Here is a 25,674-nt window from a genome sequence, read left to right on the forward strand (position 1 = left end):
GGAATAAAGGAGGTCATGAAATTGAAACTGCAGCAACCTACCCGACTGACCCTGTCCCAGCAGGTAGCGGCCCAGTTGGAAGAGCTGATCAGTTCCGGAAAATGGCCGGTAGGCTCACGAATTCCCGCGGAGCCGGAGCTCGTGAATCAATTGGGAGTCAGCCGGAATACGATTCGCGAGGCGGTTCGGGCTTTAATCCATACAGGGCTGCTGGAGGCGAAGCCCGGGGACGGCACTTATGTATGCTCCTCCAGTGAATTGAGGGCGGCGATTCAGCGCCGGCTGCGCAAATCGAGCGTTGCCGACACGTTTGAGGTCCGGTATTGCCTCGAACGGGAAGCGGCCAGGCTGGCCGCCATGAGGCGTACCGAAGAGGACATCGACAAGATGCGCGCATGTCTGCAGCGTCGTAATGCTGCGCTCAGAAGCAACGATACGGCCGCTTACATCAAGGCGGATCTGATGCTGCATCAAGCCGTACTGGCGGCTACCTATAACGGTCTGCTGATCGATTTATACGAGCACATGGCGGATGCGCTTCTTCAATCCATCGACACCGCCGTGGACGAAACGCTAACTATTGAGCCTCATCATGAGGCGCATCATGATATGGTTGAGGCGATTGCCAACTCCGATCCAGAAGCGGCGGAGGAAGCCGTGCGTTCTTACATCGAAGCTCTACAAACCAGTCTTCACCACCGGGAAGGAAGGAAAGCCAACAATGAGAAACATGACAAAACCTGCAGTAATGAATAAACCTATTAAACTGACCGGAGCCTTGCTGGTCATCGGCGTTATTCTGGTAGCCGCCAATATGCGCGCTTCCATTACGGCCGTCGGGCCTTTAATCGGAACGATCCAAGCGGACACCGGCTTATCCGGTGCGCTGGTCGGCATGCTTACCACCCTTCCTCTGATCGCCTTTGCCATTCTCTCTCCGCTTGCACCGTCCATCGCTAATCGGTTCGGGGCGGAGAATACATTGTTCGCCAGCTTAATTACGCTCGCTGTCGGTACCGTGCTGCGGTCGCTTCCTAATACCCTTACCTTGTTTACAGGAACGCTGCTGATCGGGCTTGCGATTGCCGTATGCAACGTCCTGCTGCCCGCTCTGGTCAAGCAGCATTTCGCCAATCATGTGGGACTTATGACTGGGGTTTATACCATGTCCATGAATCTTTGGGCAGCATTGGCCTCCGGAATCAGTGTCCCGATGGCCGTCGGACTCGGGCTTGGCTGGCGGGGGGCTCTCGTCTGCTGGGCAGGGGTTACCGTGTTGGCTATTATAGTATGGCTGCCTCAACTGCGTTCTCATCGGCCGGAAGTGACAGCCAAAGCCGATCAGAACAGCCCCTTATGGAAATCGGCTTTAGCCTGGCAGGTTACTTTCTTTATGGGGCTGCAATCCCTGCTCTTCTACGTAACCGTAACATGGCTGCCTGAAATCGTGGCGGACCGCGGTTACAGCGCTACCGCTGCAGGCTGGATGCTTTCCCTGATGCAGCTCTGCAGCCTGCCGACTTCTTTCCTTATGCCGTTGTTGGCCGGACGCCGACCCAGTCAACGCAGCTTCGTCGTCCTTACTTTCTGCTTTTCCGCGATCGGCTACCTCGGCCTGTTTGCCGGAGGGGCGTCTCTGCTGCCGCTTTGGGTAGCCTTCATCGGCCTGGGCGGCGGGGCATATATCAGTCTAGCACTTGTGTTTATAGCTTTGCGGACGAAGAATCCCCGGCAAACCTCCCGGTTGTCCGGTATGGCCCAGTGTATCGGTTATTTGCTGGCAGCCGTCGGCCCCATGCTCATGGGCTGGATTCATGATTATACGCTTAACTGGACCGTCCCGCTGCTTCTGCTTCTGGCAACCGTCTTGCTTCTGCTCATCTTTGGCCTGGGAGCGGGACGCGATGCTTATGTGGGCTTGTCCTCGGACAAAGAGCATCAAGCCTAGGCCTAACGGGCGGTCTCCCGATAATCGATATTCAATACTCTTTCCGTAGCGGTCTCATACCGCAGCGACACATACAGCCCCATCGGCTTACCGGCTTTCTTAACCCAGAATTTGAAGGTTTGCTCGGTAACCGTGGGGTTGATTTTTTGTTTACCTACATATTTGTAATCTAAAATTTGATAGCCCTTCTTGCTGGCTTCCCTCATAGCCAGGTTTCCCCACTTGGCGTATTCCGGGACGTTCCGCTCCGCATTATGGACTAAAGAAAACGTGAACGGTCCCTGCCATTCAAGACTTGCCGGATTCCCGTCGGCAGACGCTGCCTCAGGGGCGAACATGACCACACCGATACAAATAATGGCTGCTGCCAATGCTTTTTTCATACAGGTTTCCTCCATCACTATTTTTCCTAACTTTTGTCGGGATGGAATGAATTATTCATGTGGAAGGAGGCCATGCTCATTTATTCGGCTTCAATCCGTTCCAAAAGAAGGACCGCGGCAGTATGGTCTGCAGCGGTCCTTGCCTCGAAGTGCCGTTGGGGAAAGTTTAATGGATAAGCACGTGCAATAATGCAGGTGCTTAGACGAAATTTAGCTAGCATCAGCTAAAGACGAGCAAATGTGCAGGCTAATGTCAATCGAAATCAAGGCTTCGGGCACTAGGTGAATATTATACTCTCCTATAGTTTCTAATATTTTAAAGTAAACCCAACTCGCGGGCTTCCGATTTCTTCATGCCCTTGACGACCAATTCATAAGAGTGATCCATCATCCACTTTATATCTTCCTCGGGCACGGTGCCGTCCAAGCTGATTGTATTCCAGTGCTGCTTGTTCAGATGATACCCCGGCCTGACCGAAGGATGCTGCTGCCGAAGCAGATGGGCCATTTCCGGATCGCATTTCAAGGACATACTCCCCGGATTCCCTTCTTCATCGATGAGGGCAAACATTCGGGTGCCCACCTTCAGAACCAACGGCTGCGCTCCGAAGGGGTAATCCTTGAACGCCCCTTTCTTGGCCAAGCCATATTCAATCCACTCTTTCATTCACCGTGTCCTCCTGCCAATCGTAAAAAAAGTCTGATAAATACCGAACAAAACGATCTGTCGGAAAGTAACTCAACTATGGAGCATTATCGGTTACAAGGAAGCCGTCTCTCCAACCAGCCACGCTCTGATAGATTCCGACAAAGCGATTCAGCTATTTGTTCTCGCGAAAATCCCTGCGGCGGGCTACACCTTCTGCATAAGCCGCATCGATGACCGCCTCTCTTACCTTCTCGGCTACGCTCTGGTTGAACACGCTCGGGATAATGTACAGCTCGTTCAGCTCATCCTCCCCGACAACCGAAGCGATCGCCTTCGCGGCTGCCAGCTTCATCCCTTCCGTAATCCGCGACGCCCGGCAATCGAGAACGCCGCGGAATAAGCCGGGGAAGCACAGCACGTTGTTGATCTGGTTCGGATAGTCGGAGCGGCCCGTCGCCATGACGCGCACGTAGCCCTCGGCCTCCTCCGGCGCGATCTCCGGCGTCGGATTCGCCATCGCGAACACGATCGCGTCCGGCGCCATCTTCTTCACGTCGTCGACCCGCAGGACGCCCGGAGCGGAGACGCCGACGAAAATATCGGCTCCCGCGATGACGTCCGATAGCGCTCCCTCCTCGCGGTGGGGATTCGTATGCGCGGCGTACCAATTCCACGCCTCATGCGCATACGTCTTCCCCGCGACGAGCGCGCCGCAGCGGTCGACGCCGATGATATTCTGCGCGCCGGCGGCAAGCAAAATTTTCGTGCAGGCGATGCCGGCCGCGCCGAGCCCGCACAGCACGATTTTGCAGTCGGCGAGCCGCTTGCCGACGAGCTTCACTGCATTGAGCAGGCCTGCCAGGAGCACGACTGCCGTTCCATGCTGATCGTCATGGAACACGGGGATGTCGAGCTCCTCGCTGAGCCGCCGCTCAATCTCGAAGCAGCGCGGGGACGAGATGTCCTCGAGGTTGATGCCGCCGAAGGCCGGGGCGATCGCTTTGACGGTGCGGATGATTTCCTCCGTGTCCCGGGTATCCAGACAAATCGGGAAAGCATCGACGCCCGCCAGCTGCTTGAACAGCATCGCCTTGCCTTCCATGACCGGCATCGCCCCGAGCGGGCCGATGTCCCCGAGCCCGAGCACGGCGGTTCCGTCGGAGACGACCGCCACCGTATTGCGCTTGATCGTCAGCGTATGGGCGCGGGATGGCTTCTCGTGGATCGCCATCGACACGCGGGCAACGCCCGGCGTATAGACGCGGGACAGATCATCGCGGTTCTTGATCGGCATCTTCGGCGTCACTTCAATTTTGCCGCCCAGATGAAGTAAGAACGTCGAATCTGAGACGTTAATTACCTGGACGCCGGGCAATTGGGCGACGCTTCGGACGAGGTCTTGACTGAGCGAGGCGTCCGTCAGTTGAACGGTGATATCCCGGGTCGTCGAGGTTTTACCCGCCCGGGTAACGTCGACGGCGATAATATCTCCTCCGGCGTCGCCAATTGCGGTCGCGATCTGTCCGAAGGATGTTTGCTCCTTGTCGATTTCCAGGCGCAGAACAATGCTAGTACTGGCTGCTGCGTTTTTCAAGGCCTGAGCCCCTCCTCTTCCCTTTTTTTGACATAAGGTTCATCGGTTTGCAACGGTATCGGTCAAGCACTCAGCGGTATGAAATCGAAGCTCTGCTTTGCTTTTATTGTGAAATATTTTGCCAAAATAATCAAGCTAAGGCTAAAGGTGCCATATCGCCGTCATTTTCCGGAATCCTCCTTAATCAGCCTCCACTCACGTTTTCCGGATAGGAAGGGTTGAAAATCGAAAGGAGAAGGAGAAGGAGAAGGGGAAGCCGATGCGTTCGTGAGAAAGCAAAGACGAATGGATCGCTCAAGAGATATCCAGACAAAGCAGCAGCGTGCCTTGAAGGGTTGCGGAAGCGCCGGCCGGGACCGACTCGACACCCCATCCGGCATACCGCCGGTTCTTGGTTTATATGTTGGAAATATTTTTCTTGAGTAAAATATGCCTGCAAGCTTTGGTGCCCGGGCGCCCTCCTTGCAGCGCTGCAGCGGCGTCATGTGGCGAAAGAATATAGGAGCACCGGCCAACAGGCTCGTTAATTTATATCGCAGCCTATGCAAAAAACCGGCCGCTTCGCATGAGAATGGCCGGTTAATTACTCTATAACTATTATCGGTGCTGTCTTAATAAATGAATGGAATTAATCCGAATCCGATTCCTCCCATTTCCTGGAATAGGCTAGCCGGGTCACCCAGAATGTCATAGCGGATACAATGATCACGCATATGAAAGAAACAACCATCGCTGTGCCCACAACGCAGTCACCTCTTTACCGTATTTTGTTTCATTGTAGCATGCCCCTGCCGGTTTGAGGACGGGGTTCACCGAATGTTCACTTTTATTAAGTTTTTCACTTAAAAAACGGCAACTTATTGATGAGGGATAGGGCTATTTTTCCAATTCTGGAAGGAGCACTTCGTAAAAACGGTCTCGTGCATATCTTTCGATCCACGGAGTATGTCCGCATTTCTCCAACAAAATATACTTGAAGTCTTTAACGCGTCCGGATAAAGGCTCGATAACGCCTTGATACGGATGAGGATCATAGGTTCCATGGATTGCTACAACCGGACAAGAAATGCTTGTTCCATACTCCGCCAGCTTGCCGCTTGCTCGCAGAATGCCGGCCTCCGGCCAAATCCTCTGATAAATCTCCATGTCTACATTCAAGGAATCGGCTTCCAATGGAAGGGGAGCATAACTGTCTATTTGGGTCATCAGCCTGCCGAAATCTCGTAAATCATCGGATTTCGTAGTCCCGTTACGATTGAGTTTGCTCACCAGACGATCATGAGCCAGCTTGTCCTCCTCAGACATTCTGCTCCTTCTGGCTGCCGCGATCTCAGGGGCATAGTGTTCATAGAAGGGCCCGCTGCTGATGAGTATGAGCTTTCTTACTTTGTCAGGGTATGTTGCGGAATATATATAGGACAGCCAAGCTCCCCAGGAATAGCCGCATAATGTAACCGGGGAGTCACATGCTTTGTCAATGATGTCATCTAATTCTGTCAACAGTTCATCTATCGTTCGTTTGGTTTGGTATGCTTCGACCACACCTGTTTCGCCGCTCAGCCTCTCTGCAACAGGGGCCATCTCTCCGGCCGCCCCGGGCCCTCCGTGAATTAACAGGACTTGGTATGGAGCCGTTCCGTAGGTGCTCAAGTTTCCACTTTCCCCTTTCCTTTGTTCTCAACCTCTGCGTCCCCGGCAGCAAACTGCCTGCTAGAGGTACAAATGCGTGTTAGCTTGATGCGAACGGGTGCATTTTGTATGAAATACCGTACAGATGGGCGCACTAATTCCGTGAGTGAGGCTCCTTGGTATGAAATATCATACAGTTAAATGTGCACATATGGTACGAGGGTCCAGCCTTTGCACACCAAAAACTAGCAAATAGCCATTTTTTTGGGAGCGAACAACCTTTCTTCTCGCCGGATATTAAATGGACGGCTGGCTGCCCGATTCTTCAACCTTCATGATAAAAAGTAGAAGAGGGAAACTTCTATAGACTATAATAGGTTTGAACTCCCGCTCCGCGGGAAGGCGTGGGCGGATTGCGGCATCCGGCCGCATTTTGTCATAAGGTCCCGCTTTCCAGCCAGCGGCACATCGAATTTTCACTTCATCCACATGGACGAGCCTGTTCGTTCCATGATTTCGGATGAATTGCCCGGAAACATATGCGGTTGCGGATAATTAGGATGCATGTCCAGCTTAGCAATATTGGTTGCAATGGACACCAGAGACCTTATTCGGTCCAGAAAGGCTTTTCAGCGATTTTACCGGACTCAGATGACCTTATTTATACGAAACGCAGGCGAAAACAGCAGAAATTTATGAAATAAGCGCATCTGTGTCCGTTTAGCACGAAAAACGGCCGATTTGGGCAGAATAAGGTCCCCTAAGAGGCTGTCGATTAATGGTATGCAACCAGAGATCATGCGAAGATCCTGCAGGGTTTTGGTTTTAACGGAACCAGATGACCTTATTCGCCCCAAAAGGGCCTTTCGGTCATTTTAACGGAACCAGATGACCTTATTCCCTAGAAATGCTCGCGAAAGTAGGAGAATTCCAAGCAATAAGCGCGACTGGTTCCGTTAGTTTAAAAAAACGGCCTATTTTGACGAAATAGGGTCTCCCAGTTCCGTTACATTTTCGCTGTTTAACCATAACTAGTTTCATTGATACTATATCAATCAGACTTTTCACTAGTACAACATCCTGTTGTAATACCTTTCCCAAATGAATCGACAGCCTTCCTAAGTCCGTTACAGTTTCATTACCGTCTGTTGTGTCATTGATGCCCGTGCTGTTCAATTACCATTTGTTGTGCGCCATTGTTAATCGTTACAGGCTCAGGGCCATCTATTGTGCCATGTTGCCTTGTACTGTTCAACTGCCATTTGTTGTGCGCCATTGTTAATCCGTTACAGAATCGTTGGCCTCGGATGTGACATCGCTGCCTGTCCGGTTTCATTGCTGCTACACAGCCGTTGAACTTTTACCCCGGCACAATCATCTTAATTTCGCTTTATCCACCATGAACTGACAGCTGAGCAATAGTCTAAAGATCATTCGGTAAAAAGGAGCTGATATGTATGGCCAAACCAAACATTACGCCCGCATTCTCTGCCAATGAAACTGCTTCGGGGCTTTCTACCGACACGAACGCCGCCCCATCCTCCGCTTCCTTGCCCTGGTACCAAACCGCTGTCAGCGAAAAACTGAACCTTCGCTACCCGATCATCCAGGCCGGGATGGCCGGAGGCAGCACTACGCCGGAGCTCGTCGCCGCCGTCTCCAATGCCGGCGGACTCGGCTCGCTGGGCGCAGGCTACATGACGGCGGAGCAAATCCGCGAAGCCATTCGCCGTATCCGCGAGCTGACGGACCGGCCGTTCGCCGTCAACCTGTTCATTCCGGAGCCGTACGAAGTGCGGACCGAGGACATCGCAGCGATGAACGAAGCGCTCGGTGCGTACCGCCGGAAGCTCGGCCTCCCGGAAGCCCCGCCGGCTCCCGACCGGTACAGTGAACCGTTCGAAGAACAGCTCGAGACTGTGCTGGAGGAACGGGTGCCGGCGTTCAGCTTCACGTTCGGGCAGCCCTCCGGCGATGTGATCGACCGGCTGCGAAGCCGCGGCATCGTCACCATCGGCACGGCGACTACGGTGAGCGAGGCCGTCCGGCTGGAGCAGGCCGGGATCGACCTGATCGTCGGCCAGGGCAGCGAAGCCGGCGGTCACCGCGGCACATTCGCCGTCCCGCACGAGCAGGCGCTCGTCGGCACGATGGCGCTCATCCCGCAGATCGCCGACCGCGTCCGCGTGCCGATCATCGCCGCCGGCGGCATTATGGACGGGCGCGGGGTAGCCGCTGCGCTCGCTCTCGGCGCGTCGGGCGTGCAGATGGGGACCGCTTTCCTGACCGCTCTGGAGAGCGGGGCTCACCCCCGCTACCAGGAGGAGCTTAAGCGGTCCACCGATGAGAGCACGACGCTGACCCGAGCGTTCTCGGGCAGGCCCGCGCGCGGCATCCGCAACTCGTTCATCGCGGACATGGAGCGATGCGAGGCGCGGATACCGCCCTACCCCGTCCAGAATGCCCTGACGCGCGATATCCGGCAAGCGGCCGCGAGGGCCGGCGATGCCGAAGGCATGTCGCTATGGGCGGGACAGGCCTCCGCCCTGTGCCGGACGGAAGGGGCGGCCGACATCATCCGCCGGACCGTCCGGCAAGTGTCGGAGCTGTTCGGCCGTCTTAACGCTTGACCAAAGAGAATGCCCGGGCCCAGGTAGCTCAGGCCTCCTGGAATGCCGGTCAGGCGTTCATCGCCTCCACTTCCCCCAGCGCCGTCAGCCTCCTTGCGGAATGTCTCTGCTGCTCATAGTTTCCCATCCGCAACCAGACGGAGGATGCCGTGAGCGGAGCTTCACTTCTTTTGATGCGGCATGCTTGACTGGGCACGCCGCAAACTAAAAGGCCCCGGTTCCTCGGGGCCTTCCTCATGCTAACTGTTATCTCCGTTGTTATTTCACGATAAGCACCGGAATTTCGGCATGCTGGGCTACGCTATGGCTGACGCTTCCGAGCATGAACTCGCGAAGTCCGCCAAGCCCGCGGCTTCCGATGACGATGACGTCAAAGCCGCCTTCCTCCGCATACTCCAGAATCGTACGGGCCGGCGCACCGCGCTTGAGAATCGCCTTCGCTCCAGAGAACTCGGCCAGCCGCTCATTCACTTCCTTCACGACGGATTCCGCCTGCTCGTACATCTCATTCTCGAGGTGAACCGGAATGTTAATCATCGCTTCTCCTATAATGAGGCTTTGCATGTTCAGGACGTAGACGACCTCCATCTGGGCTGCCGGATTTTCCTTGACGTAGCTGATCGCCTTATCCAGAGCTTTCTTCGAAGTCTCGGACCCGTCATAAGCTACCAGTAACTTTGAAAATAACATCGTCTTCATCTCTCCTGTCAAATACGTGAACGAATGGTGGGTTGTTCCGTATTTATAATTTTGTTGTCCAATACAAGTAAGTCCACTTATTTGAAGGGTAGCATTTGTCCGGCACCGATGTCAATCTCGTAAACAGGGCTGCGGCTCCATTTCCGAGTTCGGGGTTCGGGGTTCGGGGTTCAAGGTTCCGGGTTTCCGGGTTCCGGTTCGGGTTCCGGACCTGATTCAGCCTCCATCCCGTTCCCCGGCACCAGCTCTCTTTTAGCTTCCACAGCCCCCTTAATACCTCTTCCTTCTGCAAAAGAACAGACCACCGATTTCGAATCCCGAAGAAAAAGCCCGCAGCCCGGAACGGGAAGCAGGCTTTCTTATCTATTTCATATACGTTGTCATCGGACTGCATTCATCCCTGTCTCCAAGGCGGGTGTCCCGCTCTTGCCGTCTAGTCCAGGGTCCGATAGACTTTCGTTATGCCGCTGACGATTTCATCCAGATCGTTCTGCTCCAGCACCGGGCTGAGCGGTACGAAGACGGTGCGCGGCAGCAGGTCAACCGCCCGCGGACACATGTCCTCCGTATAGATAACCGGTTTTTGAAACGGGTAATTGAAGGGGAAGTTATCCTTCTCTGCGGTCCGCTGATGAAAAATTTGCGGAACCCTGTAAACCGGGAGATTTCCATATAACGTATGGGCAGTAATATTTTCCGCCTGCATAGCCTTCATGAAGGTCTGTGCTTGCTCAGCCGACGGCAGGATGATCCCGAGATTGGACCCGATATCACCCTCCTCATCCGGGGAAGAACGGAACCGGATGCCCGGCACACTGTCAGCCAGTGCCTGTTTCAAATACCGGTGATGGCTCCTCATCGTCGCCACGATTCCGTCCAGCTTCTTCCATTGCTCGATCAGAACGGCTCCGGTAATTTCGCTCATCCGGTAGTTTTGCCCGATGAACGCCGCGGTTTCCTCATCCGGATTTAGCCCGTGACGCTCCTTCAACTGCGGCCGCAGCAGCCCCTGGTCATGATACCTTGCCGCACGCTCATATAGTTCCGCACTGTGAGTGACCACCGCTCCACCTTCGCCGGCGGTAATGATTTTATTCATCTGAAAGCTGAAAACCCCGACATCGCCGATAGCGCCGGCGTAACGACCCTTGTACTGTACCCCGCAGGATTGGGCCACATCCTCGATAACCGGAACTCCATGCTTGCGGGCAAAGTCCATAATCGGGTCCATGTCGCAGGGAACGCCGAGGATGGGGACCGCAATAATCGCTTTCACTTCCTCATCCATGACGCGCTCCAGGTCGGCGGGATCGAGATTCAGGCTCTCATCCACATCGGCAAAAACCGGTACCGCATTGGCGGATACTACCGCTCCGGCCGTAGCCAGAAAAGTGACGGCGGGAACAATGACCTTATCCCCATACCCTATGCCCAAAGCTTTCAAAGCAACGACAAGAGCGGCCGTACAGGAGGTTACCCCCAAGGCATAAGGGACATTCAAGTCCCGTTCCATCATGCTCTCCAGCGTCGTTACCGCATTCCGCACATCGGGCCCATAGAAGCGAAAAGGAGACTGTGCCCTAATGATCTGACCGGCGTGAACCGCCTCCTCCTCTCCCATGACGACTGCCCCCGGATAATTGGGCGGGAGCGGCTTGCTCCGGGCAGGAGCTCCACCGTTTAAAGCCAGCTTCTCCAAATCAACCTTTTCCATTGTCCTTACCCTCTTTCCTCATAATGGATTCGTGCCTCGGACCGACAAAGCTGACAAGACAGGCCATGACAGCCCTTTCAGGATCGGATGGCGGGCGGCTCCGGCTGCATTTTCTACCGATCCCCCTTACTTACGACCATTATAATGCAAAAGAGAGTAAGCGACTTAACTATAAAATGTCTATAATTCACTCCCGGTTAATCAGCCTGCCTGCCGGCTCGAAGCCTCTCACGATTGGCTATCGTCAACGGCCCTACGTCGATGAAAAACCGAATTATCCGTTTAAAATGGCTTCGATTTCTTCCAGATCTCCGGCCGGCAGCTTCACTCCCGCCGCCTTGACGTTATCCTCCACCTGCTCCGGACGGGAGGCGCCGATGATACAGCTGGCCACATTATCCTGCCTCAGAATCCAAGCCAGCGCAAGCTGAGCCATACTAAGCCCGTTTCGCTCGGCAATCGGCCGCATTTTCTCCACTTTAACCAGATTTGCTTCCTGAATGAATGATTGCATGAACATGTTGGATTTCGGATCGGCGGCTCGGGAATCTTCCGGCGGAGCCATGCCCGGCTTGTATTTTCCGGTCAACACCCCTTGGGCCAGCGGAGAGAAGACGACCTGCCCGATCCCGTGCCGTTCGCACAAGGGCAGCACCTCCTGTTCCAGACCCCGCGCGAACATGTTGTACTGGGGCTGATTGGAGATGATCCGGTCCAGGTTATACTTCTCGGCGGTATGGACGGCATCCGCAAGTTGGGCCGCCTTCCAGCGGCTTACCCCGGCGTAAACAATTTTCCCCTGCGTGATCAAATCATCCAACGCCCGCAGCGTCTCCTCGAGAGGAGTGTTCGAATCGTAGCCGTGACATTGATACAAATCGATATAATCGACACCCATCCGCCGCAGACTGGCTTCGCATTGCTCCATAATATGCTTGCGGGACAGCCCTCTGTCGTTAGGCCCGTCCCCCATCGGATGGAACACTTTCGTCGCAATGACGTAGGAATGCCGCGGGTATTTTGACAACGCCTTGCCCATGATTCGTTCTGCGGCACCTCTGCCATACATGTTGGCCGTATCGAAAAAATTGATCCCCAGCTCGTAAGCCTTGTCCACGACCGCTTCCGATTGCTTCTCTTCCATTGAATTTCCATAGGTCAGCCAACTGCCCAAGCCAATTTCGCTTATCTTCAAGCCGCTGGCTCCTAAACGTCTGTACTGCATTCCGATTCCATCCTCCATCTTGGTTTGAGTTTAAAAATGCCCACCCGTTGACCTGTCCCGGCACGGGTTCGAAGGCAAAGCTTTATCCGCCTTTATCTTTATTGAAGACTCACAAGGGGAGTGCTCACCAGCCTTCCCCATTCGTCCACGATTTGAAAAAAATACGCAGCCGCTTGCTCCGGGAGCTCGGCGCTAATTTTGCCGGTATCCTTGTCGATTCGGGCTTCCCGAGGCTCCCATTCGACTTTATACTTATCCGAATGGGATACCCTCAACTCCGCCTTGGTTACGGCAATGTCGGAGCGGAATTCAGCTTGAGCTTGCTTTCCGTCCGAATCTTGACGAATGACTTGTACAAGCGGCTTTCCGCCCCGGGCCACATGATCGGCGAAGGCATAAATTTCCGGCGGACTCCACCCTGCGTGATGGGAATGACCCAAGCCAAAATGAATGCACATCGCGGACCCGGGGATGCCGTTATGAGCGGCCTCATATGATTTGCCGGTCAAATGCAGCGGAAAGTGAGAATCCTCGCCCCCATTGACCCATAGCACAGGAATCGAGACTTGCCGGAAATAAGAGGACGGGTCCCATAGGCGCTTCACCATGGCGGCGGCCTCCGGCGGCATCTCCCTGAAGCTGTCGCCATACTGGTTGTCGGCTTCATATAAATATCCGCAGCCATATACAGGAATGGAGAAGGCCAGGCGGTGATCCACTCCCGCTGCGATACTCGCAATGACCCCTCCCCACGATATTCCGCTAATCCCTATCCGCTCTGCATCGACCCGTTCCAGGGTTCGGATAAAGGAATGGGCAAGAATGACATCCGCCACCGCGTGGTACATCCATTGATCTTCCTGGGATTCACCATAATCGGCGAAAATTCCCTGCCTGCGCGGGCCTCCCCATTCATGCCCGGGTCTCAACCCCCGGCTGTCCTTCCCCAGAGGGAGCTGGCCCTCCAAATCCATGGCAATGGCGGCATAGCCTCGGTCCTTCCACAGCCGCACCCATTCTTTAAAAGCCGTTCCCCCTCCTCCATGCGCCAGCACGATGGCGGGCACCTTCTTCCCCGCAGACGATTCAGGCAGGGCATAGTAAGCGAAGACACGGGTGGAACGGCCCTGGTAAGGCATTCCCTCATAGAACAGCGCTTTAATGTCCCCATCCTCCCATTCCGGCAGCGGAAAAATCCGGGGACTTCGCGACAGCGCCTGCAAATTCCAAGGGGGGCTTGCTTTATCACTTGAATTCATACAATTTGTCTCGCAGCAGCGCCGTATCCTTGTTTTCGCTGTACCATTTGGCATACCATTCTTCGACTTGCTTGCCTCCCGCCTTGTCCCACAGAGTCTTCGCCTCAGTCATGGCTTGATCGGCAGTATAGGACGGGCCGCTGACGATGGCTTTATTCCACAGATCATCGATCTGCTTGTTGACGCTGGAGACAATCATCTGAATATCTTCCGGAGGTGTTGGCATATGCTCTCCATGCGTAATGTCCGCGATCGGCCTCTCCGGGTTCAAATAAGCTTCGTCAGCCATTTTAACCAGATTGTAAAACTCTTTCTCCACCGGGATTTCCTGGTTCAGCGTCTCTACATAATACCCGCACTTGCCTTCCAATACGGGAGAATAGAGCATTCTGAAATCATCCGTGTAGGACAGCTCTTTGGCCTTGTCCTTATCCACGAAGGTTTGACAGCCGTTGGAGCCCTGGGTGCTATGGGTGCCTTCCAATCCGTACTTCAAAGTTTTTCCGGCCGACTCCGATGAGATGAAATCGATATACTCCATCACGGCCTCCGGATTTTTGGCCTGGGCGTTAATCATTGCAGTAAGCTGCACCGGATTTTGAATGGTGGGACTGAATTGGCCGAATGGGCTCTCCGGCAGTGGAATGACGATAACTTCAGCCGACGGATTGTTCTTCTTCAAAGACTCATAAATTTGAAACCAGGCCGGACCGTTCGTCTGTCCCCCCCACATGCCTATTTTTCCGTTAACCCAGTCCTGCTGCGCCTTCTGCCCACCCTTGTCGGTCAGAAAATCTTTGTCAACCAAGCCTTCATCATAAAGCCGTTTCCTGAACTCGGTGGCTGCCTTGGCCCTTTCCCAATCGCGGACCAGCTGTCCGTCCTCGACGACCCAGCGTACATTCTGGAACATCGCATTGATGATATGACTGGTGATATAGGCGAGTGATGTGCCGTAAGTGTCCTGGATTCCGTTGCCATCCGGATCCTGCTCCGTAAATGCTTTTAACACTTCATAGAGCTCTTCGGTCGTCTTCGGAACCTCCTTATTGACCTGCTTAAGCCAATCGGCCCGGAGATAGAGGGCATGATTCGTTTGCAGTCCGTTGATTTTACCGAAGGAGTACATTTTTCCATCCGGCATGGTGGCGACCGATTTCAGCAGCGGATATTCCTCAAGCAGCTTCTTATAAGTTGTGCTGTGCTTTTCAATTAAATCGTCAACGCTTAGCAGCTGCTTTTGTGAATAAAGCTGATCCCGCAGAGTGTTGGAGTACTCAAAGATCAAATCAGGTGCGCTCCCGGAAGCGAACAAGGTCGTCAGCTTCGCGGTAGCATCGTTGCGGGGAATGGCGACGAACTTGACGTTGGCCGGTCCGTTCTCGTTAATCCACTCCGTCCAGCGGTTCTTCTCAATCGTTCCTTCACTCTCGGGAACCAGACCGCGATCATAAACCGAAACCGTTATGTTCTCTTTCTTCTTCGATCCCGGCTCTTGACCCTGCTGCTGAGAGCCTCCGCCTGAGCAGCCCGACATCACTACCGTCATTGCCAATGCCGGCAGCATTCCGGCGGTCATCCATTTGGATCTTCTTCTTTGCATCATATCTACCCCTCGCTTTTTTGAAATAAATAGGCGCTGCAGCCACGTCCGTGCACTTCCCACGCCTGCGGTCGTGTAACCTTCAGTCGTGTAACATCCGCCCTCTGAAACGTTGCCGCCATACAGGTTACATTTGTTTGAAAACTCGCCATGGCACCGGCCCTGTTGCGAATCCAATCTTGCCCGTTCATTCTGCATTTTCCCTACCCGCCCATGCATCCGGCTACCCTTTGACCGCTCCTATCATGACGCCTTTGACGAAGTATTTCTGGAGGAACGGATAGACGGCCAGCAGCGGGAGAACCATGACCACGATTCCTGCGGTTTTGATTCCCTCGGGCGTAATGAAGGTTTGCATGTCGCTTGCGTTAAGCTCCTGCATTAAAGATTGGCTCTGGATCATCTGCTGTACCAGCACGGTTAAATTGTATTTGCTCGTATCGTTGATATAGATCAGGACCGAGAAGAAGGCGTTCCAATAGCCGACCGCATAGAAAACGGACAGCGTCGCAATGACCGGGAGCGACAGCGGCAGCACTACCTGAATCAAATAACGCCACTCCCCACAGCCGTCCATCCGCGCGGCATCGTCCAATTCTTCCGGAATTCCGTCGAAATACGTGCGCATGATCAGCATATTGAAGGTGCTTATGAGTCCGGGAAGCCACAGAGCCCCGTATGTATTGATCAGGCCCAACTGCTTGATGACCAGATAGGTGGGAATTAAGCCGCCGCTGAACAGCATGGTGAACACGATGGCCAGAGTAAAAAAACGGCGGAAATAAAAATAGTTGCGGGACAACGGATAGGCGGCCAGCGTCGTAAAGAGCATGCTCAGCAAAACTCCGACGACGGTGAGGACAACACTATTTTTTAAAGCGCTAACAATTTTGGACCCTTTAAACAGCAAAGAGTAGGATTCCAGCGTCCAGCCGCGCGGCCATAGAGTCACCGCCCCTGACCGGACATAATGGGGATCGCTGAGCGATACGGATGCAACATGCAGCAAGGGGAGCAGGCAACTGACGCCGGCAATGAACAATAGTACGGCGACCGCTCCATTAAACCATTTTTCACCTGACGTTCTTCCCATCGGACCCTCCTGAAATATAAGAATTTCGGATTAACTGCGGCCTACCAAAGTCCGCGATCGAACCTGCGGGCAATCGTGTTGGCCAGTACAACGAGAACAAAGCCAACGACCGATTCGAACAAGCCCATGGCGCTCGTCAGGCTGAACTGCCCCCTCTGCAAGCCGAAGCTGTAGATATAGGTGCTGATGACTTCAGAAACGTTGGCCACCACCGAGTTTTGCAAGGTATAGACCTGATCGAAGCCGACCTCCATCACTCTTCCCATGGAAAGAATGAGCATGAGGACAATGACCGGGGTAATTCCCGGAAGCGAGATATGCCATATTTTCTTCCATTTGCTGGCCCCGTCTATGCTTGCCGCTTCGTATAGGCTGGGGTCGATCGTAGACAAGGCCGACATATAGATAATGGCGCTGAATCCGGCTTCCTTCCAAATGCCCGACCCGACATAGATCGATATCCAGGAGAACTCGTTGTACAGGAAGGCGTAGGTGGACCCTATCCACTGCTCCAGAAGATGGTTAATGACCCCGGATTGCTGGGAGAAAATCGTTACCACCATGCCCCCGACAATGACCCACGACAAAAAATGAGGGAGAAAGACTAGGGTCTGCACCGCCTTCTTAAACCACATTCTCCTGACCTCGTTCAGCAAAATCGCGAGCATGATCGGAAACGGAAACCCGATAAACAAACTCAACAGGCTCAGCATCAGCGTATTACGAATAATGAGCAGTGAATTCGGGTTGCTGAACAACAGCTGGAAATTTTTCATGCCGACCCACGGACTCCCGAAAATCCCATCGGCAAAATTATAGTTTTTGAACGCGATGATCACGCCAACCATGGGCGCATACTTAAAAATGAGATAAAAAGCGATGACGGGAATAAACATGATGAGCAAAGGAAGGTTTTGCTTGAATCTTCTTTTGCGATCCAGAGATAATTTCCGATTCACTGCAGGTATGTTCGGGCTGTTTAACGGCTGCTCCACCGCCTCACCTCTCCTTCCATAAGATTGAAAACCAATGTAACTGAATCTTCGTCCGCAGACAATTGTCAATATTCCGTGGCGTTACAAATTTCCGGAAGGCTGTTGTTTCCCCCTGGCAGGAAGTCTATATGTCATATTTCTTCAAGAGTCATTTTTCCCTGCCGGCATCATTTCTTGCGATATTCCCCCGGCGTTACTCCCGTTACCTTCTTGAACACACGCAGGAAAGACCTCGCGTTGGTGTAGCCGACCATGGCTCCGATTTCCTGAATCGGCTTGTCGGTTTCCGTAAGCAGCTTCTCCGCATGGCCGATCCGTACCGCCGACAAATAATCAAGGAAATTGATGCCGAGCTTATCCTTGAACATCTGACTGATATATTTGGCATTCAGGTCAAATTGACAGCCCAAATAAGTAAGACACAGATCCGGGTTGGAGTAATGCTCATGGGTGAATGCTTTGATCCGCAGCATCAGATTGTCATGATTCCGGGATTCCCTCCATTGCTCCATCCGGCCGGCGGCCGTCTTAAGAATGGACAGCAGGTCCCGCTCCAATTCCTCAAGTGTATCCAGCCGCTCGACGGCCCGGTTCAGCAGGGGGAGCGTCTCATCATTCCAAATTTTCTGAATTTCCGGAGGCTGCTCCATCATTTCCCGCTGCAAATGATAAATCATATTGTGGAGAATAGCCGACAGATTGTCGCGGGTGAGAAGACCGTCGGCGCATTCACGGAACATTTGCTTCAATTCCGGCTCCCATTCCGCATCGCCCAACCGATACTTCCGGCCTACCGAGCGCAGTAGATTCAGATGCTTGTAAATTTCCCCCTGTGGGCATATTTTTACAGCTTCCATGCGGATAATCCGGTTTCCGCCAAGAACAGGCTTGTACTTCAAGGCCTCCAAAGCTTCTTCGTGCAGACCGGGAACGTCATCGATCTTTCCCGCCAGGGAGGAGAGCCCTATGGTGACCGTGAAAGCCAGATGTTCATTCACCCATTGAAGCACGTTCTCGAATATTTGCTCGGCGAAACGTATGTCGTCTGCCGTATCCGGAAGATGAACCATCACGCTTAATTGCGAAGACGTGGTCCATTCCATCCAGACCGTTATCCCGTCCTTCTGGAACAATTCCGCAATGACGCTGCCGAGAGCAAATTTGAGCAAATACTGATCCCTCTGGCCGTAACGGCCGCTGAACTCCGCATATTTGTCGAGCTCCACCGCCGCCAGCGCTATCTGTCCGATATGGCCTTGAAAGCCCAGCAGCCGCATCTCCGCCTGGAATTGCTCCGGTGTTATGAGGGAGGCTCCCTCGACCAGTTCCTTGAAAAATATTCTTTTGCGATAGATCAGATCGTTCTCCCTCTGCTTCTGATAATTAATCGATCTTTCCACCAGATCGTCCAGGGCCGTTTCTATAAACCGGTATTCGTCCTGGCCTGCGAGGGGCCCTGTTTTCTGCGCAGCGTAGGCATCGATCCGGGCCACAATGGCTTCAATCGGCCGGTAATTGCGGCGGGTCACGACAAGCATCCAGGCTAATCCGATGCCGATCAGCAGCAGATTCAGGGCAAAGCCCTGGGATGAGTAGGAAAAAATGAAGACCGGCAAGCGGCCGCCGACCAGGCCGCTCTCGATTTTCCAGCCGGTATAGCCCGATTCCTTGCTGGTTAATACTTTCCCTTTCGTCTCGTGGCCCAGAATAGGATGCCCCTGCCGGTCCAGCAGCCGGATAAAGTTCACGCTTGAGGCGGCCAAGTCCTCCATCATATTTTCAATGGCGGAGGTTTGTACATTGACCGCAATAATGCCCTGTTCACCGCTCAGAAGAGGGACTTGTTTGACGAGGGTGACCACCTTGATGGGACGCGGCTGATTTTCAAACACTTTGTAGCTTCTTATATCCGTCCACCGGTAAGTCCTAGCGGTGTGCTGGTTCAACGCTTCCATAATAAATTCGCGGTCTTCGAACTCCTTCACCGAAGTCATGAAATGGTTGCTCAAAATCGTCAGGTCGGAGGAACGGACCAAATAGACCGAATCGATCATCGGGACATTGACTATCCATTCTCTCAGCAGATTTGAGATTTCATAAAGAGTCATAGCCGAAGCCCCGTTATAATTTTCGGCATAGAACCGGGCCAGCTTGTCGTTCGTCTGGACTTCCTTGATGATTTGCTGCTCTATCGACCGCATCGTGTGATCGATCATCTGCATGACATGCTCCGCAAAGACTTCGTTGGCGTGAATGGCCTCCTTCTTGGAAAGCTCGCTTGCGGACAGCACGGAAAGAAATATGATGGCCGTAGTGGTGAAGAAAAAAATAGGCAGGTAGGAGAATAACAGGCGTCTGTATCCTTTTCTCTTCATATCCTTCCCCTCCTGAAGAAGCAGGTTTTATCGACTCTAATAGAACAAGCACTCGCTCCGGCAGCCGGCTGTCTGTCTGAATCCCCACGACAGCTATCTCTATAATCGGCAGCAAATCAGCAGCGTCTTGATTTCATAAGGCCGGATTGTTGTCCGGATGGGCCGGTTCAAGAAGCGTTCGCCCTCCGGCTTCTCCAGCAGATTGCACTCCTGCCACCAATCGACCGGGAATCCGCACTCGATGTCCACCTCCCCGCGCTTGCCTCCATATTCATGAAAGCGCAGCACGACCAGTTGGCTGTCCTCGGCTTTCTTGACGGCATCTATCATCACATGATCGGAAGAAAGTGCAAACAGGGCAAAGCTCGGGGTCACGGACCGGCCCCTGGTATATGTAAGCGGCTGATTCAACGCCCACGCCTCCTGCACTGTTCCCCCTGCAAACCAATCCCCGGGATGTGGGAGCAGCGAGTAAGTAAACGAATGCCGTCCTTGGTCGGCAACCGGGTCCGGGGCCATCGCCGATTTGATTAACGATAGGCGAAGAACCTGGCCTTTAATGTCATATCCGTACTTGCAATCGTTCATCAGGCTGACTCCATAGCCCCTCTCGGACAAATCGGCCCATTGATGGCCTACCGATTCGAATTTCGCATAATCCCAACTGGTGTTCCAATGCGTGGGCCTCTTCACGTTTCCGAATTGGATATCATAGGTCGCCTCCGTCGCCCGGACCTCGACCGGGAACGCCGCCTTGAGCAGCCGTCTTTGCTCGCGCCAATCGACCTCCGTCTCGAAATCAATGCGCCGGCTGTATTTGTACACGATCATATTCTGCACTATTTTCGAGTCCATGTAGGTCCATTCCCGGCGAATTACCGCTCTTAAGGGACCGAGGTCGGGGTAAGATACTGCGGCAAGCTCGTTGACTTCTCTCATTTTTTCCTGGTAGAAAATATCGATATCCCAGGCTTCGTGGCGGCTTTTCGGTTTATCCTCAAATACCTGCAGCACGTTACCCCGCCGGCCTTCCTGCAGCACCTCGCGTTCGGCCTCTTTATCATAGATGCGGGTTAACTGCCCGCTCTCATTCCATGTGATCTCGTAATAAGGGGTTGTAATCCCCCCTTCCGTAACGGAGAAAGCATCGTTGTCTTCCGAAGCCGGTTCCGGTGCCGAATGGCCGTCAAAATACAATGTCGTCCATCCCATGGAAGGAACGTTCTTCGCCCGGACCCGCCACTTCCTGCCGTCATACTGGGCTTCCAGCCTGCTCCCGCCGGCATCCCGCCAGACACCGTGCCCGGCCGTCTCCCCTAATTCGATTTCCACCGGCTCAGACCGTGTCCAAGGGGCGGAATTAAACACCGTTACGGCCACCTGGCCGCTGGGTACCAAGTCCACGATGGCTTCAGCCGCCTTCCTCCACACTTGCTGCCCTGTCCGCCAGGCTTCGTCATACTCCCTGCGGCTGTCTTCATAAACCTCCGTAATCGATGAACCGGGAATGATATCATGAAACTGGTTCCGCAGTATGATCTTCCAGCCGTCCTCCAGCTCGGCCTGGCGATAGTGCGACCAATCCTTGCCGAGCAGGCCGGCAGCCACCCCCATCCACTCGGCTTCCCGATACAGAAGCTCGAGCTTCCGATTCATCCGCTTATTATAGGCTTGGCTCGTATAGGTTCCTCTGTGCATCTCCAAATACAGCTCTCCGTCCCAGGTATGCACGTATTCCTCCGAGGCACCCACCCGTTCCTGCAATCGGGTAAAATATTCATCCGCCCGGCCGGTCGTTACGTGCGGAATACCCGGAAGCTCGGCCAGACGACGCCTCATCTCCAGCATCTCCCGATTCACCCCGCCTCCGCCGTCTCCATAACCGTAACAAAGCAGAAGCTCCCGGTTGATTTCCTTATCCCGATATCCTTCCCAGATGCCGGTTACCGAGAAGGGAGTTACCCCTCCGTTGTACGTATAATAGAAGGCACCTACTCCCCCGCCGGGGTCCGGTGTCGTAACAAAATGGGTCAGGATGTCGGTTCCGTCGATTCCGCGCCAATAGAACGTATCATGCGGCATCCGGTTGTATTGGTTCCAGCTTATTTTGGTCGTCATAAAAACTTCGATGCCCGCTTTTTTCATAATTTGCGGCAAAGCCCAACTGTAGCCGAACACATCCGGCAGCCACAAATATTTGCATTCGATGCCGAACTCTCTCTTCATAAACCGGGTTCCCGCCAGAAGCTGGCGGACCAGCGATTCCCCGGAAGGCAGATTGCAATCCGCCTCGAGCCACATAGCCCCGCCGGGCTCCCAGCGCCCTCCCTCGATGCGGGCCCGGATTTCCCGGTACAGCTCGGGATAATCCTGCTTTAAATAGTCGTAAAGCTGCGGTTGTGTCTGCATGAAGACATATTCGGGGTATAGCTCCATGAGACGCAGAACGGTGGCGAAGGAGCGGGCGCTCTTCTCGCGCGTATGCCTCAGTCGCCACAGCCAGGCTACATCAATGTGGGTGTGTCCCACGCAATGAACCGTTACCGCATGATGCTTGGGAAGCTTGGCTAATCCGGCTTTCAACCGCTGCAGAGCGCTTTCTATAGAATCGTAGAAAGCCCGGGAGCCGGGGCGCGACCAATCGACGAGCAGGAAGGACCGGTGAAGCACAGACAGCAGTTCATGCCTCTCCGGCTGATGCTCCGGCAGCACCTGGACGGTTTCGATCACCGCCCTGCTTGTATAATAGAAATCGTCGGCCGCCGGATCGAGCCAGGCCAAATCCGCTTGCATCAATTGATGCTCAACCGGCCTCCTTGCGCCGTAGCCGTTGAGACCCGTCCACAGCCTGAACCTCAGCGACACCTGAGAGCCCGCACAGTCAGACGGAAGAAAGACCTCTTGGTGGTTCGTGTCCACCCCCTGATAAAGCCGTCCGTTAAGAAAGAGCAGAGCTTCAAAGCCTCTATTATTTCCTCCTCCCCCGCTGCCGAAGCAAAATCTGCCGACCACCTTCCTGTCCTTCCATTCCAACGGGATGACTGTATCGGCCGCAAGCCAGAAATAGGCATCCTGCCCTTTCCAGCGGTCCCCTATCCGCACCTCGGTCCAATCTCCTTCCTCTGTCGGGTATGCGGCCGCCTCTCCTGAAGGATCGGGCTTGAGGCGCAGAGGAGAAAGGCGCCTCTGCTCCCGGTAACGATACTCCGCCAATTCCTCCACTTGCTTGCTCAACTGTTCTATTCTGAAGAACATCTTCACTCGCTCCTTTATCCGAAAACGGGTTTTCGTCTTGCGTGAGCCGATTCATCATTACGACAACCCAATGTCTGTCATGCAACGGACTTTTGCTCAAGAGTCGAACTCTATCTCCATTTTCAACTCCTGGCCTCTTTGAACAAATACTTCCCGGTAGAGTAGACCATAGGAAGAATCCCTGCACTCGCCGGTACAATCAAGCTGCCTTATGGCCCGCGGGAATTTGACCGTCAGCCATTGATCCCTGCTTGACCGAAGCCGAACCCCCGCACGGGCGGCCTCCATATCCCACCGTATCGCGACCTCCACTCCGCCTCTCGCCTGTATCCCCCGTATGCTGCCTTGCTTCCAGCGTCCGGGAAGAGCAGGCAGCACCTTGATGATTCCCGGGGCGGAGAACAGCAGCATCTCCAGCATCGCCGCGGTCCAGCCGAGGTTGGCATCGATTTGGTAGGGAGCGCTGAAGCCCCACATCGACTTCATCGTGATCCCCTGACTCCGCCAATCGTTGTGATAAGTAAGGAAATTGTCTCCAACACAGGATCGGCCTGAAATTTCCAGACATTCCAGCGCCCGGTCTCCCTCTCCCAGCCTCGCGTAAATGTTGGCCATATGGGACAGAGACCAGCCCGTCTGCTCCTTTAAGCCAATGACCAATCTTTTCTCCACGGCGACACGGCAGGCTTCGAACCATTCCGGATGCGTCTCCTCCGTAACCTCCAGACCGGGAAAGAGCGGATAAATATGTGATTGATGCCTATGGTGGTAATTATCCTTCAAATCCGGATGCATCCATTCCCGGATCGCACCGTCTTCGTTTATTTCATAAGGAGGAATTTTGTTAAGCATAGCCTCCCATTTCTCCACATTCTCCGGCTCTATCTCTAGCTCGGCACAAGCCTCGCACAGATGGCTCAGCACTTCCTTGGCCACGGCGAAATCCATCGTCGCGTTGACACAAACCGATATTTCCCGAGCCCCGTCAAATGACCCGTCCGCCCAGTTTTCCGGGGAATTCGAAGGGGATGAAATGTAGTACCCGTTCTCCCCTTCATAGAAGAAATCTTCATAGAATAAGGCGCACTCCTTCATGAAAGGAACCGCCCGGTTCCGCAAAAATTCCCGGTCTCCGGTAAACAGCCAATAATCGTAAAAGTGCTGGGCGAGCCAGCCCGCTCCGGCTGTCCAGTAAACGACGTGGGGCTGCAAATTTTTCTTCAAGCCTGAGTCTGGCGAGGCAAATAGCGGGGCAAGAATCCCGCGGCAGCCGTAGAAAGCTTGCGCATTCTTCCTCATATCGGGAACCAGCGATTCGAAGAAGTCGAAAAAAGGCAGCATCGTTTCCGGCATATTCCCGGGCATGGCCTGCCAATAATTCATTTGGATATTTTCGTTGTTGAAAAAAGCGCTGGACCAGGGAGGAGCATAGGAACCGTTCCAAACTCCTTGCAGATTGGCAGGAAGCCCCCCAGGCCGCGAGCTGGACATAAGCAGGTAGCGCCCGTAATCAAACATGCGTTCCATAAATGCCGGTGAGGCCTCTCCAGCGTAAGCGTCGAGCAGCATCTGTTCGTTCACCCCTGCTCTTTCGGATTCCGAGGCTCCCAAATCAAGCTCCGCCCGTAAGAAAAGCTCCCTATGCTCGGACTGATGCCGTTCGAACAGCATGTCGTAGTCAGGCGGCAGGGATAGCAGCTTCTCTTTCAGATTCGGCATCTCCGCACGGCTGTCCCCGTTCGGGAATAGCCGGATCAGCACCAGAACCTCGTCCGCCCCCGTGATTTCGAGCTTATCGCCGCGGATCGTGCGGCTTCCTCCAACGGCAGCGATTCGGGCCAAGGCTCCGAATTCCGTTCCTTCCCGCAGCCGTTTCCCGGTAATCATCAGGAACTCTTCCTGGACAGCGCTTTCAAAGGAAAAGGGAAGTTCCAGCGGACGTCCGGCCTTATCCACCGCATCCTTCAAATCATGAGGCTCAAGCCGCATCTCTACCGAAATTGCTTCCTTCTGATCTGCTCGGATGACGAGGGCGATCATATCATCGCTTCGTGAAACAAACAGGCGGCGTTCATACCGGATGGGACCATCCAACCAACGGACAGAAACCTGACCTGTCTCCATGTCCAGCTCGCGAACGTATTCGCGGAACGCATAATGCGTCTCCGTCCACAGCTTGAGATCGAACCCGGGGTGAAACCGGGCCGTCTGTACGATATAATCCGCTTCTCTAAGCTTATCCGGATACAATCTATTGGCTTCCCTGTGCCTCCCTTCGGCCAGCAATCTTCTGACTTCGGGCAAATGCCGGGACAGATCGGGCAGCGGCTTCGTACGGCTTCCTTCCCACAGCTCTTCATGATTTAACAGGATCGTTTCTTCCTGAATGCTTCCATATACCATGGCTCCCATTGTTCCATTTCCGCTCGGCAAGGCATCCTGCCATTTCAGGGCAGGCTTGCGCATGCTCATCAGGTGTCTGTGCCGCTTTGGTTCCTCTGAATGTTTTGTCAAAGTGGTTTCCTCCTTCTCATTAAAGACAATTATTGCTAATTCACGTTTATGTTATGTTTCAGAAACGTTTCATATTCACTATTGTAAGAGGTCTGTCAGGAACTATCAA

Annotated in this window: 18 protein-coding genes; 3 read left to right on the plus strand and 15 right to left on the minus strand. The window is 53.9% G+C overall.

Annotated elements, in window-relative coordinates; genetic code table 11:
- Positions 1 to 15 precede the first annotated feature (15 nt).
- Together ACTHRH_RS01420 and ACTHRH_RS01425 are read left to right on the plus strand one after the other, a co-directional pair.
- Entirely contained in the window at positions 16 to 756 is a 741-nt protein-coding gene (locus ACTHRH_RS01420; protein WP_440413709.1) for a FadR/GntR family transcriptional regulator, read from the plus strand.
- On the plus strand, positions 722 to 1,948 hold the full coding sequence (locus ACTHRH_RS01425; RefSeq protein ID WP_440413711.1) for a CynX/NimT family MFS transporter: 1,227 nt from the start codon (positions 722 to 724) through the stop codon (positions 1,946 to 1,948). The genes ACTHRH_RS01420 and ACTHRH_RS01425 overlap by 35 nt, the downstream gene beginning before the upstream one ends.
- A 2-nt stretch (positions 1,949 to 1,950) precedes the next feature.
- On the opposite strand, the gene ACTHRH_RS01430 is transcribed toward ACTHRH_RS01425, so the two are convergent.
- From ACTHRH_RS01430 to ACTHRH_RS01445, 4 genes are all read right to left on the minus strand, one after another.
- Positions 1,951 to 2,331: a DUF3889 domain-containing protein gene (locus ACTHRH_RS01430; RefSeq protein WP_379290028.1), complete on the minus strand. Its 381-nt coding sequence runs from the start codon at positions 2,329 to 2,331 to the stop codon at positions 1,951 to 1,953.
- A gap of 316 nt (positions 2,332 to 2,647) precedes the next feature.
- Positions 2,648 to 2,998 (minus strand): MmcQ/YjbR family DNA-binding protein, encoded by a 351-nt coding sequence (locus ACTHRH_RS01435; RefSeq protein WP_144933927.1) that lies wholly within the window; start codon positions 2,996 to 2,998, stop codon positions 2,648 to 2,650.
- Positions 2,999 to 3,152: 154 nt separating this feature from the next.
- Positions 3,153 to 4,574, minus strand: coding sequence for an NAD-dependent malic enzyme (locus ACTHRH_RS01440; protein WP_440413714.1), 1,422 nt, complete (start codon positions 4,572 to 4,574; stop codon positions 3,153 to 3,155).
- A gap of 876 nt (positions 4,575 to 5,450) precedes the next feature.
- Positions 5,451 to 6,224, minus strand: a complete 774-nt coding sequence (locus tag ACTHRH_RS01445; RefSeq protein WP_440413716.1) for an alpha/beta fold hydrolase — start codon at positions 6,222 to 6,224, stop codon at positions 5,451 to 5,453.
- 1,436 nt (positions 6,225 to 7,660) lie between these two features.
- On the opposite strand from ACTHRH_RS01445, the gene ACTHRH_RS01450 reads away from it, so the two are divergent.
- Entirely contained in the window at positions 7,661 to 8,833 is a 1,173-nt protein-coding gene (locus tag ACTHRH_RS01450) for an NAD(P)H-dependent flavin oxidoreductase (RefSeq protein ID WP_440413718.1), read from the plus strand.
- Between the two features lie 49 nt (positions 8,834 to 8,882).
- On the opposite strand, the gene ACTHRH_RS01455 is transcribed toward ACTHRH_RS01450, so the two are convergent.
- From ACTHRH_RS01455 to ACTHRH_RS01505, 11 genes are all read right to left on the minus strand, one after another.
- Positions 8,883 to 9,071 (minus strand): hypothetical protein, encoded by a 189-nt coding sequence (locus tag ACTHRH_RS01455; protein ID WP_440413720.1) that lies wholly within the window; start codon positions 9,069 to 9,071, stop codon positions 8,883 to 8,885.
- Positions 9,072 to 9,091: 20 nt separating this feature from the next.
- Positions 9,092 to 9,523 (minus strand): universal stress protein, encoded by a 432-nt coding sequence (locus ACTHRH_RS01460; RefSeq protein WP_144933921.1) that lies wholly within the window; start codon positions 9,521 to 9,523, stop codon positions 9,092 to 9,094.
- A gap of 442 nt (positions 9,524 to 9,965) precedes the next feature.
- On the minus strand, positions 9,966 to 11,246 hold the full coding sequence (locus tag ACTHRH_RS01465; protein WP_379290037.1) for a DegT/DnrJ/EryC1/StrS family aminotransferase: 1,281 nt from the start codon (positions 11,244 to 11,246) through the stop codon (positions 9,966 to 9,968).
- 274 nt (positions 11,247 to 11,520) lie between these two features.
- Positions 11,521 to 12,471: an aldo/keto reductase family protein gene (locus ACTHRH_RS01470; RefSeq protein ID WP_379290039.1), complete on the minus strand. Its 951-nt coding sequence runs from the start codon at positions 12,469 to 12,471 to the stop codon at positions 11,521 to 11,523.
- A gap of 98 nt (positions 12,472 to 12,569) precedes the next feature.
- Positions 12,570 to 13,730 (minus strand): alpha/beta hydrolase family protein, encoded by a 1,161-nt coding sequence (locus tag ACTHRH_RS01475; protein ID WP_440413723.1) that lies wholly within the window; start codon positions 13,728 to 13,730, stop codon positions 12,570 to 12,572.
- Positions 13,717 to 15,333 carry an extracellular solute-binding protein gene (locus tag ACTHRH_RS01480; protein ID WP_440413725.1) on the minus strand — a complete coding sequence of 539 codons (1,617 nt, stop codon included), beginning with the start codon at positions 15,331 to 15,333 and terminating at the stop codon, positions 13,717 to 13,719. The genes ACTHRH_RS01475 and ACTHRH_RS01480 overlap by 14 nt, the downstream gene beginning before the upstream one ends.
- A 223-nt stretch (positions 15,334 to 15,556) precedes the next feature.
- Positions 15,557 to 16,426: a carbohydrate ABC transporter permease gene (locus tag ACTHRH_RS01485; protein ID WP_440413727.1), complete on the minus strand. Its 870-nt coding sequence runs from the start codon at positions 16,424 to 16,426 to the stop codon at positions 15,557 to 15,559.
- Between the two features lie 41 nt (positions 16,427 to 16,467).
- Entirely contained in the window at positions 16,468 to 17,322 is an 855-nt protein-coding gene (locus tag ACTHRH_RS01490) for an ABC transporter permease (RefSeq protein WP_144934014.1), read from the minus strand.
- Between the two features lie 266 nt (positions 17,323 to 17,588).
- Positions 17,589 to 19,796 (minus strand): helix-turn-helix domain-containing protein, encoded by a 2,208-nt coding sequence (locus ACTHRH_RS01495; protein ID WP_440413729.1) that lies wholly within the window; start codon positions 19,794 to 19,796, stop codon positions 17,589 to 17,591.
- A 99-nt stretch (positions 19,797 to 19,895) separates the two neighbouring features.
- Positions 19,896 to 23,051 carry an alpha-mannosidase gene (locus ACTHRH_RS01500; RefSeq protein WP_440413731.1) on the minus strand — a complete coding sequence of 1,052 codons (3,156 nt, stop codon included), beginning with the start codon at positions 23,049 to 23,051 and terminating at the stop codon, positions 19,896 to 19,898.
- Between the two features lie 96 nt (positions 23,052 to 23,147).
- The gene (locus tag ACTHRH_RS01505) at positions 23,148 to 25,565 is read right to left on the minus strand and encodes a glycoside hydrolase family 95 protein (protein WP_440413733.1); all 2,418 of its coding nucleotides are present in this window, start codon (positions 25,563 to 25,565) and stop codon (positions 23,148 to 23,150) included.
- Positions 25,566 to 25,674 lie beyond the last annotated feature (109 nt).

This window comes from Paenibacillus sp. SAFN-117, from assembly GCF_051966115.1.
GTDB lineage: Bacteria > Bacillota > Bacilli > Paenibacillales > NBRC-103111 > Paenibacillus_L > Paenibacillus_L residui.

Coding starts and splice junctions, on each gene's coding strand:
- ACTHRH_RS01420 (WP_440413709.1), top strand. CDS start 16: ATGAAATTGAAACTGCAGCAACCTACCCGACTGACCCTGTCCCAGCAG.
- ACTHRH_RS01425 (WP_440413711.1), top strand. CDS start 722: ATGAGAAACATGACAAAACCTGCAGTAATGAATAAACCTATTAAACTG.
- ACTHRH_RS01430 (WP_379290028.1), bottom strand. CDS start 2,331: ATGAAAAAAGCATTGGCAGCAGCCATTATTTGTATCGGTGTGGTCATG.
- ACTHRH_RS01435 (WP_144933927.1), bottom strand. CDS start 2,998: ATGAAAGAGTGGATTGAATATGGCTTGGCCAAGAAAGGGGCGTTCAAG.
- ACTHRH_RS01450 (WP_440413718.1), top strand. CDS start 7,661: ATGGCCAAACCAAACATTACGCCCGCATTCTCTGCCAATGAAACTGCT.
- ACTHRH_RS01455 (WP_440413720.1), bottom strand. CDS start 9,071: ATGAGGAAGGCCCCGAGGAACCGGGGCCTTTTAGTTTGCGGCGTGCCC.
- ACTHRH_RS01460 (WP_144933921.1), bottom strand. CDS start 9,523: ATGTTATTTTCAAAGTTACTGGTAGCTTATGACGGGTCCGAGACTTCG.
- ACTHRH_RS01465 (WP_379290037.1), bottom strand. CDS start 11,246: ATGGAAAAGGTTGATTTGGAGAAGCTGGCTTTAAACGGTGGAGCTCCT.
- ACTHRH_RS01470 (WP_379290039.1), bottom strand. CDS start 12,471: ATGCAGTACAGACGTTTAGGAGCCAGCGGCTTGAAGATAAGCGAAATT.
- ACTHRH_RS01475 (WP_440413723.1), bottom strand. CDS start 13,730: ATGAATTCAAGTGATAAAGCAAGCCCCCCTTGGAATTTGCAGGCGCTG.
- ACTHRH_RS01480 (WP_440413725.1), bottom strand. CDS start 15,333: ATGCAAAGAAGAAGATCCAAATGGATGACCGCCGGAATGCTGCCGGCA.
- ACTHRH_RS01485 (WP_440413727.1), bottom strand. CDS start 16,426: ATGGGAAGAACGTCAGGTGAAAAATGGTTTAATGGAGCGGTCGCCGTA.
- ACTHRH_RS01490 (WP_144934014.1), bottom strand. CDS start 17,322: ATGTTTATTCCCGTCATCGCTTTTTATCTCATTTTTAAGTATGCGCCC.
- ACTHRH_RS01495 (WP_440413729.1), bottom strand. CDS start 19,796: ATGAAGAGAAAAGGATACAGACGCCTGTTATTCTCCTACCTGCCTATT.
- ACTHRH_RS01500 (WP_440413731.1), bottom strand. CDS start 23,051: ATGTTCTTCAGAATAGAACAGTTGAGCAAGCAAGTGGAGGAATTGGCG.